General features: G+C 49.8%; 12 protein-coding genes. 5 read left to right on the top strand and 7 right to left on the bottom strand.

The window, feature by feature from the left end:
• The first annotated feature begins 270 nt into the window (after positions 1–270).
• Complete coding sequence (locus Q0986_RS12150; RefSeq protein ID WP_299410475.1) at positions 271–699, top strand: phage holin family protein; 429 nt, start codon at positions 271–273, stop codon at positions 697–699.
• Positions 700–739: 40 nt separating this feature from the next.
• Here the strand turns inward: Q0986_RS12150 and Q0986_RS12145 are convergent, their stop codons facing one another.
• The 4 genes from Q0986_RS12145 to Q0986_RS12130 are packed head-to-tail and all read right to left on the bottom strand — an operon-like array spanning position 740 to position 5,206.
• Positions 740–2,449, bottom strand: coding sequence for an NAD+ synthase (locus tag Q0986_RS12145; protein ID WP_299410472.1), 1,710 nt, complete (start codon positions 2,447–2,449; stop codon positions 740–742).
• Positions 2,450–2,458: 9 nt separating this feature from the next.
• Positions 2,459–3,223: an NUDIX domain-containing protein gene (locus Q0986_RS12140; RefSeq protein WP_299410470.1), complete on the bottom strand. Its 765-nt coding sequence runs from the start codon at positions 3,221–3,223 to the stop codon at positions 2,459–2,461.
• Positions 3,151–3,783, bottom strand: a complete 633-nt coding sequence (locus Q0986_RS12135) for a nicotinate-nucleotide adenylyltransferase (protein ID WP_299410468.1) — start codon at positions 3,781–3,783, stop codon at positions 3,151–3,153. Before Q0986_RS12135 ends, Q0986_RS12140 begins: the two co-directional genes overlap by 73 nt.
• Positions 3,784–3,823: 40 nt before the next feature.
• Entirely contained in the window at positions 3,824–5,206 is a 1,383-nt protein-coding gene (locus Q0986_RS12130) for a nicotinate phosphoribosyltransferase (RefSeq protein ID WP_299410466.1), read from the bottom strand.
• Positions 5,207–5,556: 350 nt separating this feature from the next.
• On the opposite strand from Q0986_RS12130, the gene Q0986_RS12125 reads away from it, so the two are divergent.
• The 4 genes from Q0986_RS12125 to Q0986_RS12110 all read left to right on the top strand — a co-directional run bounded on the left by Q0986_RS12125 (position 5,557) and on the right by Q0986_RS12110 (position 8,935).
• Positions 5,557–6,303, top strand: a complete 747-nt coding sequence (locus Q0986_RS12125; RefSeq protein WP_299410464.1) for a hypothetical protein — start codon at positions 5,557–5,559, stop codon at positions 6,301–6,303.
• 116 nt (positions 6,304–6,419) lie between these two features.
• Entirely contained in the window at positions 6,420–7,139 is a 720-nt protein-coding gene (locus tag Q0986_RS12120) for a rhomboid family intramembrane serine protease (protein WP_299410461.1), read from the top strand.
• 305 nt (positions 7,140–7,444) lie between these two features.
• Complete coding sequence (locus tag Q0986_RS12115; RefSeq protein WP_299410459.1) at positions 7,445–7,570, top strand: hypothetical protein; 126 nt, start codon at positions 7,445–7,447, stop codon at positions 7,568–7,570.
• A 321-nt stretch (positions 7,571–7,891) separates the two neighbouring features.
• Complete coding sequence (locus Q0986_RS12110; protein ID WP_299410456.1) at positions 7,892–8,935, top strand: N-acetylmuramoyl-L-alanine amidase; 1,044 nt, start codon at positions 7,892–7,894, stop codon at positions 8,933–8,935.
• A 33-nt stretch (positions 8,936–8,968) separates the two neighbouring features.
• Here the strand turns inward: Q0986_RS12110 and Q0986_RS12105 are convergent, their stop codons facing one another.
• The 3 genes from Q0986_RS12105 to Q0986_RS12095 all read right to left on the bottom strand — a co-directional run bounded on the left by Q0986_RS12105 (position 8,969) and on the right by Q0986_RS12095 (position 12,884).
• Complete coding sequence (locus tag Q0986_RS12105) at positions 8,969–11,338, bottom strand: hypothetical protein (RefSeq protein WP_299410454.1); 2,370 nt, start codon at positions 11,336–11,338, stop codon at positions 8,969–8,971.
• Positions 11,335–12,114, bottom strand: a complete 780-nt coding sequence (locus tag Q0986_RS12100; RefSeq protein WP_299410452.1) for a PP2C family serine/threonine-protein phosphatase — start codon at positions 12,112–12,114, stop codon at positions 11,335–11,337. The genes Q0986_RS12105 and Q0986_RS12100 overlap by 4 nt, the downstream gene beginning before the upstream one ends.
• 107 nt (positions 12,115–12,221) lie before the next feature.
• Positions 12,222–12,884: a VWA domain-containing protein gene (locus Q0986_RS12095; RefSeq protein ID WP_299410449.1), complete on the bottom strand. Its 663-nt coding sequence runs from the start codon at positions 12,882–12,884 to the stop codon at positions 12,222–12,224.
• Between the last annotated feature and the right edge of the window lie 156 nt (positions 12,885–13,040).

Here is a 13,040-nt window from a genome sequence, read left to right as displayed (position 1 = left end):
AGTAGGTCCAGAGCGGTGTGCTGTTGACGATGGCTCGAATTGAGTGACTCAACGATAATCCCAATGCCTAGGAATATGACGAAGTATTTCGCTTTTTTATAAACAAATCTAAATATTCTGAGGTTTAGTAGCAAATAATACGGTAGGAGTATTAAGAATCTGAATCAAAACAGTAGTCACTACATGTGGAGTAATCCACTGGGGGACTTATGCGAGTGGCTCCAATTCTGTTAGTTATTAACCCAGACTGTATCCGAGGAGGATAGACGAATGATTCCATTAGCGTATGGTATCAATACGATTTTGGGACTAGTCCTGAAACTGATTGTGACTGCCGTTAGTCTGTTTATTATTTCCAAATTGCCCTTTTTGGGGGTAGAAATTGATAGCCCGGGAAAGGCTGTCTTTTCCGCTTTTATTTTCGGTATCTTGAATGCTTTGGTCGTGCCTTTGTTCGCGCTATTGGAGTTAGGGCCAAAGCTCACAGATGTTGTGATTGCTGGTCCCATTCACTTTGTCCTGAATATCATTATTTTTGCCTTGGCCGCAGCATTGGTGCCTGGGTTTAGATTACAAAACAAAATTTTAGATCCCATCGTCGGATCCATCCTGCTCACCATATTGAATTCAGTGATTAATCACCTCTTACCTTTTGGTGAAACAGCCAAGGCAGCATTGGTTGTGGCTGGCATCGCTTAGCCTCCCCCTTCAATAGTTTATTTGCGCCACTGGCTAGCCATTAGTTCTCAACGGATACAGGCTGAGCTGTTGCAGATGGCCGGGTGGTGCGAGCCGCAATGGGCATACGCCAACCTGTCCCAAAGGCTCGATCCGTAATCTTGAGCCCAGGGGGGGCTTGGCGGCGTTTGAACTCAGCCCTTTTGACCATTTGAATAATTCGGTCCACGATCGCGGCGGGGTGACCTGCCGCGATTATTTGTTGGCTCGATTGATGATGATCCACATAGCGATAGAGGATATCATCGAGAACGTCATAGTCAGGCAGAGAGTCTTGATCCACTTGTCCGGGTTTCAGTTCAGCACTGGGGGGCTTGGTGATTACGGAGTCGGGGATAATGGTTTCCTGCGCTCCCAGTTCAGGTGGCGTGTGGGTATTCAGCCAACGGCATAGCTCATACACCCGAGTCTTAGGTACATCGGCAATGGCCGCCAAGCCCCCATTCATATCGCCATAGAGGGTGCAGTAGCCAACGGCCATTTCTGATTTATTACCCGTAGAGATCAGCAAACGGCCAAATTTATTGGCAATGGCCATCAGCAAATTCCCTCGAATCCGGGCCTGAATATTTTCTTCAGCGACACCGGGTTCAGTCCCGGCAAAAACAGCCCCTAAGATTTGGTCGTAGGTCTGCATTGCTGATGCGATCTCTAACTGTGTCGTGGGCATTCCTAGGTTCTGGGCCAGATCTTCCGCATCTCTGATGGAATGATCAGAACTGTAGGGCGAAGGCATCAGCACGCCCAATACATTCTCAGGACCCAGGGCAGCAGCAGCAATGGCGGCCACTAAGGACGAGTCGATACCGCCACTGAGTCCCAGAACGGCTTGGCTAAATCCACATTTTTGAGCATAGTCTCGCAATCCTAATACCAAGGCTGACCAGATTTCAGCATTGATATCAGAGACCGCAGGCTCAATGCGACTGGGCAGCAGATCATGGGCCTCGTAATCAAAGAGCAACAAGTCAGGTGCAAAGCCCTTGGCCCGCCCCACCACGTCTCCCTGGCGGTTGACGGCCACACTGCGGCCATCAAAAATCAAGTCGTCATTACCGCCCACCTGATTGGCATAGATCAGGGGACAGTGGTACTGCTGAGCATGGTGCCGTAACATAGCTTCTCGCAGGTCTTGTTTGCCGACACAGAAGGGAGAGGCAGATAAGTTGATAATCAAATCCACGTTGTAGCTCATCAGTTCAGCGACTGGATCCACGGCGTAGGCCTGTTTCTCCCAAAAGTCTGAGTTGTTCCACAGATCCTCACAAATGGTGACCCCAATTTTGCCTTCTTTCAGATCCAGGACATTGGCCTGGTTGCCAGGTTCAAAATAGCGATCTTCATCGAACACATCGTAAGTGGGCAGCAAATGCTTATGGAAACACTGCTGAATCTCACCGTTATGCACATGGACAATGCTATTGAAGAGGGGCTTACCGCCCTGGGCCTCGTTCTGCTGCACGCTGCCCACCAACACATGGAGTTTGGCTGGCAACTGGGTGGCCAACTGTTCCAAGGTGGTCTGGGTCGCCGCCACAAAGCTGGGGTCGAGCAACAAGTCTCTAGGGGGATAGCCACATAGGGATAGCTCTGGGGTTAAGAGTAAGGTCGCCCCCTGCTGGTCGGCTGCCGTGGCCGCCGCTGCAATAGCTTCAGCATTTCCGACCAAATCACCAATGGTGGGATTCAATTGTGCGATCGCAATCTTCATGTCTCGTTCCTACACAAAAACTAGTGGTTTATCCTGAAAAGGGGCAAAGGCTTCCACATCGAAGCGATATAACGTGGCCGGACGACCGGCCCCTCGGCAGATTTTCTCGCCCGTATCGGCCAAAAATCCTAATTTCAACAGTCGAGATCGGAAGTTCGAGTAATCCGTAAAGTTTGTGCCCAAAACCGTGCTGTATAGCTGATAAAGATCCGCTAGAGTAAAGCGATCGGGCAATACATCAAAGGCGACCGGGCTATACTCCAACTTGTTACAAAGCCGTCGATGGCCATAGTCGAGGATGTCGGGGTGATCAAAGGCCAGAGCGGGCAAAGTCTCCACTGGATGCCAATCGATTTCACAGCCTTCATCCACGATCAGCATGGCATCTTCAAAGCGAACCAGGGCAAAGTAGCTAACGGATAAGTAGCGGACCCCAAAACTATCGGGGGCTTCCCGTGGATCTCGATGGGGACCACCAAAACTGTAGAGCTGTTCTAAGTACAGGTTCTCCACCCGCAACTTTTCCGCCAGAACCCGATAGGCGGCGGCCTCCAGGGATTCGCCCTCTCGCACCAAGGTTCCCGGTAAGGCCCAATCGCCAGCATAGGGATCGCTGTGGCGCTTGACGAGCAGAGCCAGCAGGCGGTTTTGAGCCGTGTCTACCGAAAAGATGACATTATCGACGCCAACCTTAAACGCTGCTAGGGCTGGGGTGGGGTAGTCAAGAGTAGAGGTTGAGGGCTTTCGTCGAGGTGAGGATGGGGCGCGTTCCATGAGTACAGATGATGTTGTTGAATATAGGCGGCAATAGCGGGCGGGACATCGTTGATATCCCCCGTATGACGGTAGTGGCTGGAGGAGACGGGAGGGCCTTGAAAATTTGCGATGGCAAACCGAGCCCCCAACCGTTGCAAGGCGGTTAAGGCATTCGGATCGAGCTGGGCATCGGGGCGGTGCAAAATCAGAAGCTGGACCTGCTGGAATAAGGTTTCAACCCCGTACCAATGGGGCAATGTTGCCACCACATCCGAACCGACCACCAAGGTAAGCTCTGCCTGGGGCCAGAGCTGTTGGGCCTGCTGCACCGTGAACAGGGTCTTGGAATGACTTAACTCAGGCCGTAACCCTACCTGTTGATGTCGCTGTTGCGAATCCTGAACGAGCAGGGCCAACATCCGTTGGCGTTCAGACAAAATAGACTGGTGCTGCTTAAAGGGATTGTCTGAGGCCCAGACGGCCACATAATCGTAGAGCCCAGCTAACCATTCAATAATGGATTGATGTCCCACGGTGGGCGGATCAGCACTGGTGCCAAAAAGTGCAATTTTTGTCATGGATCGAATCATCTGAGCGAACTGGGCAAGAAGTTAAGGGCTAAGCAGCCTTTGATGTCCGGCGAGTTGCCGCTGTTAGGGCTTGCAAATCGGTCGATAACTGTATGGGCAAAGAAACTGGATTTGTCACACTACGGACGTCTGCTGGCAAGCTCTGCACAGAGCCTAAGGTGCGCTGGGCAATGGTTTCTAGGGATTCTGGGGGGGTGAGTCGTTGTCCTGCTTTCATCATCAGCTGCAAGAGGGGTTGACCCCCTGGGGCTGAATCATTGACTAATCCCAGGTGATCTTCACTCACCTGCCCCTGATCAACCTGGCGAAAAATCTGTTTGCGCCCTGGATAGGTGATCTTGCCATTGGCCTCCTTCATCACGGGCTTGCCGTCGATGTCGACAAGCTTATACACCCCGTTGACGGGGCTGCCGGTCACCAGCTTCGTGCCGACGCCATAGCCGTGGATATGGGCGCCCGCTTGGCGGAGTCGGAGGATTTCTGGTTCATCCAAATCACCACTGACCACAATTTTGGCTTCCGGCAAGAGCTGATGAATCTGTTGGGATAATTCCACCAAATCCCCTGAATCTAGGCGAATCGCCGGTACTTCTAGTTCCCCCGCATTAACCTTCTCCGCCAGAGTTTGGGCTGCTGCGAGGGTGTCATAGGTATCAATCAACAGCGCCGCCTGGGGAAAGGTGTGGTGAAAGGCAGTAAAGGCCTGAAGTTCTGTGCCTTGAGTGGCAGTCATAGCCATGACTAACGCATGGGCCATGGTTCCACTGGGCTGTCGGCCTAGCTTTTGGGCTGCTAAGACATTTGATGTCGCATTTAATCCGGCAGCCAAGGCAGCTCGGGCCGCCCATACAGACGCCTGTGGTCCAAATGCTCGACGGGTTCCAAATTCTAAAATCGTCGCATCAGGACCCGCCACATCTCGTAACCGAGCTGCACGGGTAGCGATTAAGGTTTGATAGTTGATGGTATTGAGGATAAATGTTTCGACCCACTGGGCCTGCCACAACGGCGCTTCAATCCTCAAAAAGGGTTCATTGGCAAAGATTGTTGTTCCCTCCGGAACTGCCCACACGTCACCGGTAAATTTTCCTTCTTCTAGCATGCGCCAAAATTGAGATGGGGCATGACTAAATAAATCGGTTTCTTGGAGATATTGAATTTGCCGATCTGAAAATTTTAGGTTTTGTAGGTAATCTAAAACCTGTGCTAAACCCATGGCGACTAAATAGCCAAACTGGGCAGGTAAGCGCCGAACCGTTAATTCAAAGCTGGCAGGGATATCTGCAAGATTTTCATTCAAATAGCAAGCAGACATAGTGGCTTGATATAAATCGGTTAAGAGATTATAGTCACTGGCAGAGAGGTTTAAAGATTGATCGACTCCCTGAGGGGGCTTAACCAGTCCCAACATTCTTGGACTCCTAGTAAATATAAATAAAACCCTTTTAGAATCAGGGTTAGGCGCTCATCCAAAGAAAAGTTTTAATTTATTTTTGAGACGCTTGTTTTAATTATAGTAAAAATTACCATAAATGCAAAGTCACCTGATGATTTAGGCAGATGATTGCTTTAGTTTGCTGGATCCGAACGGAACAATTTCGTGGGCCCTGCTCGTCAAGCAGAACGTTGGCGTATGGGGTGCAGGAGTCCAGAGATCTTTGCTACGACGGCAAATGATAAGATGGCCGAAACCTGAACTGATTACATCAGCGTCCTAACAGAGTTTATTGAACAGTGTTTATGCAACCCTTCCGCTCATTCATGCCCAGTAACCGATATTTAGCTCTATTGGTTGCGTCTGTCTCTTGTATCTCCTTTTTGCCGATATCAGTTCAAGCGCAGAAAGCGGGTGATCTGGATGGTTCTGGTCCGGGTCAATCCTCTACTCTTGATAATGTTGAAGTGCTCAGCCCCACGATCACGGGTGGTCTGTTTAGCATTCCCGCTGGAAAACGCCTGATGTCTGAAGCCGAAAGCGCCTATGACGGCCAAAATTTTGATGTGGCAGCCAATAAGCTCAAGGATGCTCGCCAGATCATGAATCAGCTTTCCAATTTCTATTCCACCTTGACTTCTAGTTTTTTAGGAGTTGACCGACGGGTGTCCGAAAGCCACCGCAAAAAAGCCCTAGAAACCGCACAACTGAGAGATCAATCAACCTACCAGCTGGCCTTGGTGTATCGGGCTCAAAACAAACCGGAAAAAGCGATTCCCCTGTTGATCGAAATTATTCGTAGCCAAAATCCATCTCGCGATTTAGGCAAGAAGTCTTATCAGCAGCTGGTTGAATTAGGATTTTCTGATGTTCCCTATCCCCGAACACCGGGGTCTAAGACCACCACTTCACCGGCTCCTGAAACGCCTCAGCCCCCTGCATCCGAGTCGCCAGAGGGTGGGGCCGTCAGCCCATCTGAAGTTGCGCCATCTGGTTCACCCGAAACGTCTCCCCCGGATGCACCCGATGTTGCGCCACCGAGCCCTCCAGAGCTTCCCATCCCTGGTCAGTAGATTTGTGGATCAGTCGAGTGGGGGGCAACTCTCCCCCGCTGAAGGATGGATAGATAGCTATCAGCTCAACGGATTAATGCACGTCCATTAATGCTTTGGATCAGGGAAAGAGACTCATGGTTCCTCTTCGTGATGAAAATCCAACCCAAATCACGCCTTATATCACCTATGGCCTGATTGCCCTCAATGTGTTGGTGTTTGGATATGAACTCAGTTTGTCTCCCAGCCAACTCAACCAATTTCTACAGCATTGGGCTGTCGTTCCTCAAGAACTCACCACCAGTTTTGGCGGTGTCTCGATGGCTGATGTAGGCGAATGGAGCACCTTGATTACCTCTCAGTTCCTCCATGGTGGTTTTTTGCACTTGGGGGGCAATATGCTCTACCTCTGGATCTTTGGCAATAATGTGGAAGAGCAGCTGGGACGGGTTCGATTCTTGGGGTTCTATGTCATCTGTGGAGCCTTGGCGGTTTTGGCCCAGTGGTTCTTTAATCCCCTCTCATTGGTGCCGTCTCTCGGGGCGAGTGGTGCGATCGCAGGTGTGATGGGAGCCTATATCTTTCGGTTTCCCCAAGTCAGAATTCTCACCCTGGTCCCCTTAGGAATCTATCTCACGACCTTGCGCATTCCTGCCATTTTGTACCTGGGCTTCTGGTTCTTGCAGCAAGCCTTTTACGGCGTCGCTAGCTTAGAAGCACCCGTTACGATTGGTATGGAGGGGGGAGGTATTGCCTACTGGGCCCATGCAGGTGGGTTCGTCTTTGGGGCGATACTTGGCCCTCTGCTGGGGTTGTTTAGCGCATCCGATTCGGCCCTTATCTCTCCAAACGAATAGATGTCATGACTCAGGCATATTCATTCTGAACGGGCTAGCCAGACTGGAACAATTTCCACCTGTCTGCATACTTGCCTCAATATTGAGCAAAAAGTTCTGAGTCTGTACCTAAACTTACAGATTTATCTAGTTGAAAGATGTAGTCTAATATCCTAAGAAAGGCAAGCATTACTCAATATCGAAATATCTATGCTCTATCTTTACGCCATTCCTTTCACTAATTAGGTTTATCGCTCCATCTCTGCTACTCTCTACTCCCCGACTGCTCCTGGTCGGGGTTTTTTGTTGCAATTGGCAGTGGCTGCATGTGCCAGGTGATTGATTTTCCGATGGCGGATCAGGGCGAGAGTCTAGCTTCTGATATCCGCGCCCGCTTATTCAACGGTTGTCTGGAAGCGTCCCCCCTTGAGCAACAAGGTGATGCGGGCTGAAGATCAGCACCAGGTTTGGGAATTAAGAAACGCTAAGCATATGTCTAAATCGTTGAATCGTTCTTTGAGGTATATCAGCAGAGAGTTTCAGCGTGTTTATTGATGCGTATTGATCCGTCAGCGATCGCAAAAACTTGCATCTTTGGTGAGGATCCATGATGATGGCGAGCGATAAACTCCAAGACTCAAACGGAGGATGACCCGTGCTGGAAACATCAACCGGCTCAAATCAGTCATTAGTTCAATCCTTCGTGATTTACCCCAAGCATAATTTGAGAGAGAGAGTTACCTGCTGAACGACGTATTTGGGATGGAAAGGCTGTGAAAGCAAGCTGGCTATTACCCCTCGCCTTATGTATGGTGGGATGGGCTGAAAGTGCCTCGGCAGGACAACTCACCTACTGGAAATTTAATCCCAGTCAAAGCCGCATTGATTTGATTACGAATTCAGCCATCAAACCGCGCGCTAAAGTGGTGATGAATCCCACCCGTTTGGTGATTGATTTGCCCAATACCACGTTTCGCAAACTGAAAGCCCGTCGCAAAATCAGTCGGTATGTGCGAGAAGTACGGGTGGCCCAGCATAGTCGCAGTACCACGCGCGTTGTGGTTGAGCTGAATTCAAAGTTTACCTTGAGTCCCCGCCGCGTCTTGGTTCGGGGCATTGCTCCTAACCGTTGGTACGTTCAACTCCCCAAATTTTTCCCCCTCAAGGATGCCAAGAAATCCTCTCGCCGCACGGTTGCCGTTAGTGTCCCTCCCCCCAAAATTCCTAAGCCTTCCATTTCCTCTCCTGGACCCATTGTGTCCCAGCCCGTTAAATCAGGGGCTAAGGTGGTGGTGATTGATCCGGGGCATGGCGGGGCTGATCCAGGCGCAGTTGGCATTGGCGGATTACAAGAGAAGCGGATTGTCTTGGATGTCTCCACCCAAGTCCATAATTTGTTGCGCAAGCGCGGGATTAATGCCGTATTGACGCGGGCAAGCGATCGCGAAGTGGACTTGCCGCCACGGGTTTCGAAAGCAGAAGGAGCTAGGGCGAATGCCTTTGTCAGTATTCATGCCAATGCCATTAGCATGAGTCGCCCCGATATCAACGGCTTGGAAACGTACTACTATGCGACGGGATACCGCTTAGCAAGGGCTGTTCATTCGAGTATTCGTGGTTCTGTCTCCGTCTCGGATCGGGGAATTCGACAAGCGCGTTTCTATGTGTTGCGAAAAACATCGATGCCAGCGATTCTCGTCGAACTGGGTTTTGTGACGGGCCGTACTGATGCAGCGAAATTAAGGACTGCAGCCCATCGTCAGCGCCTTGCTGAAGCCATCGCTCAGGGTATTGTCAATTATCTGCAAGGTCGATAGTTCTGGGTTCCCTGCAGGCTCCCCGGTCGCCATTTATGGGTTGAGCAGGGTGCGAATTAATTTTCCGGTCTGTAGATTCCAGATTTTGATGCTGCGATCTCTACTCCCACTCACGAGCCATTTATTATTAGGGCTAATGGCCAAGGCAGAAATACCCTCTTGATGGTCCGTTAAGGTTTTTAGGAGTTTACCTGTTTTTAGATCCCAAATCTTAATCTGCCGATCATCGCCACCACTTACAAACAGCTTGTTATCAAAGCTAACCACCAGCGCTGCGACCATTTTTTCATGGGCATTAAGGGTTTTGACCAATCTACCTGCTGGAAAATCCCATAGACCAATCGCTCCTCCCCAGCTGCCCGTGATTAATGTTTTGCCTTGGTTGCTGAGGGCAATTGCACTCGTAAGTTCAGAGGATTGCCAACCTTGGGTGTTGGGTAATCGCCTCAGCAACTTCCCAGTACTCACCGCCCACTGTTGGATTTGGCCATCACTATTACTGGTCACTAAGGATTTCGCATCGGGACTGATCACCATGGCTTGCTCAGAGGCCATCAGTTGTGAAGGAATGCGGATGACTTTATCAGTTTGGAGATTATAAAGTAGTATGGAGCCTCCCCAAGCACTACTGGCCATCACTTGCGTGTTTGGGTCAATCACCGTTGCCCGCACACCACCTGCAGGTCGCATGGCAGCATAACTCACAAAATTTTTACTGAGTGATGCGGTGGACAGGTCCCACTGCAAGACTTTGCCACTCACACTACTACTGATTAACGACTTTCCCTGATCGATAATATGACTCGATACGACGGGTTCATAGTGCTCAGATAACGTGTTGAGGAGTTGGCCTGTGTTTAAATCCCACACTTTGAGGGTAAAGTCTCTACTCCCACTCACGAGGGTATTGCTGTCAGGGCTAATGGATAACGTAGTAATGGTATCCCAATGGCCTTTTTGGGCATTAGACGGGTCTGCAGAGAGGCTGATACCCGGTTGATTGAGCGTCGAAACATGGGAGGCAATACCTAATTTAGAGGCCAGCCATTGTTTGGCGGCCCGCTCAGTGGAGGTGGATAAATAAGTAAAATTCTGAGGGGTGAGTTCTGGAGCTAGGAGTAAGCCCAATCCGAGGAAACTGAACCCACAGAGAATCATTCCCAAGACTGAATTAGAAATAGAAGGCAGCCAGCTTTTCCGCTGTCCTAAGGGCATTTGGAGGATAGAACGCGTGATCCTTGAGTGAGGAATTTGCATTTTTTGTAATTGCTGCATCCGTTGCGCATAGGCGGCAGCTAAAGCTGGGTTGGCACTGACAGGTGGCTTGGCCCAGGGGTTGGGTTGTTTGGCCTGACTTGGTTTAGGTGCAGGCTTGGGAATCACTGGCTTCGGGCTAAAGATATCAACCCCTAATTTAGATTTGCGATCGCACCAGTAACAATGACCATAACTTTGGCTGTATAGATGATTTGACTCTAAATGACAGGTACTAAGACTCGTAACCGCTTTTTGTAGTGCTTGCATCCATTGTTGAGCAGAAGGTCGCAGATGGGGATGGGTATGCCCTTGGGTAAAACATTGATGAAAACAGGACTGCAACTGCGGGTGGACAATGGATAGCGGAATTGTGTTGGGACCCGGCCGAATCAAACTTTGAGGGGCATAGGGCCAGAAGCCTTTTTCAATCAGCGATGTGGGTTGAGGAGACTCCCCTCGACCAATCCACTTGCCTTTAAAAGGCTGATCGCCAAACAGAAGTAGGAAAACAATCACACCCAACCGAAATCGATCATGAACATCGGTTTGGTCCACACTGGCTAAATCTTTCCCCAACAGCTCAGCAGGCGTAAACCCTTCTGATCCCACTAAGCATCGAAACACCTCGCGCGTATGAGGATCTTGCACCTGAAATGAGTCGGCATCGATGATAGAAATCAGGGCTTGGCTGTTCACCAATATATTTTGTGGTTTGACATCACCCACAACGTAGCCTTCTCGGTGAATCGCTTCCATGGTCGATGCGATATTTAAGGCTGCGGTATGCAGGTAATACCAGTTAAAACGAGGCGCTTTCCGACTGCGTAGCCTGGGATTATAAATCGTAGACAGCTTTACACTCTCGCCAATTTCGGGCATCAAGAAGCCCATGGGCTGGCCTTGTTGGCTTTCCAGTATATCTTGAGGCCAGGCTAAGGATACATGATGTTTTTCCTGCATGGGATCTTGCGGTGGATGGGCGATCATCACTCGCAATTTTTGAAACCGTTCAGGACTGCGCTCATGGTATAACTTGGCCAGGAAACCTTTTCGGCTGGTGGTCCAAACCGTGCCTTCGCCACTACTCGCAATTTTTTTAGTGAGAGATAGCGTCTGCCCAGACACCTGGCCCTTGAGAACCTTCATGCGTCTGCCTCTTGTCCATCCAGACACAGCAGCAAGGTTTTATCATCGTCGGTCTTGGCATTCAAACGATCCGACTCTAAAAATGCTTCTAGGTAAGCTTGGCGGTCTTCTGCGGCTGAAACACTGCGCAGACACTCTAAAAAAGGTCTAAAAAACGGGGCAAAGGCTTGCCAATCATGAAAACGAATGGCAACTTTCTCTAAGCCATCTGTCGCTGCACAGACAAAAGGATGATGTCCAGCACGCACAGATACCTGCATATACGCTACGGCATCCTCACTTGTGACAAACACCGTTTCATTGATATATTCCCCTTTGCTGGGTTCAAATAGGAGGTCAAAGGAATCCATTTGTTCTGATTGAGTAACAATGAAACCATCGCCAATCTGCATGCAAGCGAGCCAGTGAGGTGTCGCAATGAAGCTTAATAATGTACATCCTAACTCGCGGACATGATACTCACCTGTCTCTGCTTCCGCGTGTAAGGCGGCAATAACCGCTTGAATCATCTCTGTAAAAAAGAGATTAGCCTCAGCATTCATCCTCTGAACGTCGATGGCAGACCATTCGTCTGACTGTTGTCCCAGAGTGTTTAAGGCCGTTTTAACTGCGAGCTGGGCACCAACATCAGAGAATTTGGCACTCCCTGCGCCATCCGCAACAGCACCAATAATCGTGTCTCCTTGGAGCACGTAACTTCCATAATCTTGACAAGGTAATTGCTTCTGTTGGTGACGGGTACCAATTGCAGAGTGAACGATTGCTCTCCAGGCCACAGCCTCTCCTTTCGGGATGGGGGAATAACGATAAGAAAGGGGATGATATCGAATCCGCAGATACCTCATACGATGGCAGTATCTTGATGGACATCATCCCAGATCTGTTAGGTTGCAATTTGTCCCCAACCAACGGGAGGTAAAGCGACCATATCGCCCCCAACGGTGCTGCTGGACACGCGCACCATCGAATCACTTAACCAGAGGAACATGGATCGAAAATCCAATCCATGCAACATCAGCGGTGGACGTTCAGGTGGGGCAATCTGATTCAAGATGGACATATCTGCTCCCTGCACGCCCACGGCAAAGAAAGATAGCTTGCGTTGAGCCTCGGCATTCTTAAGACGTTCTGCCGCTTGTTGCCAAGGAGAGTCGGTATTGGGGGCTCCGTCTGTGATTAGAAAGACCCAAGGTCGGTAGTATTGGATGCCATTGTTGCGATAGGTGGTCTTGCGATTTTCCAGTAGATCCAAGGCATAACTGAGCGCTTCTCCCATCGGTGTCAGACCATGGGCTTCGAGTTGCATCGGCATAAACTGATCGATGGTGACGAAATCTTGAACAAGCTCCACTGGCCCAAAACCGACAATGGCGACATCCACTCGCAATGCGGCTTGCTCATCCTGGAGGACCGCTTCTTTGAAGGCTTCTAAGCCACTATTCAAAGCCTCCATCGGTGCTCCAGTCATGGAGCTGGACGTATCGACTAATAATATAACGGGGCAACGATTTTCAGGGTTTTCGACAAATTCTGGTTGTCCAATCATCTAGATATTCTCAAATTTCGGAGTGACTAACTGCATATTCATATACCCCCCAATTTTAAGAGTTGAACTGAACGCTTTAAACCAATGGAACCCATCACCGATGAGCCTGGATTGCTTGTTCAGTAGGTTAACACAGTACTATCCAGTACTAATAAT

This window comes from Acaryochloris sp. IP29b_bin.148 (assembly GCF_028285565.1).
Lineage (GTDB): Bacteria > Cyanobacteriota > Cyanobacteriia > Thermosynechococcales > Thermosynechococcaceae > Acaryochloris.
Note: the sequence above shows the minus strand (reverse complement) of the source record. Positions and strands in the feature narration are given on the sequence as shown.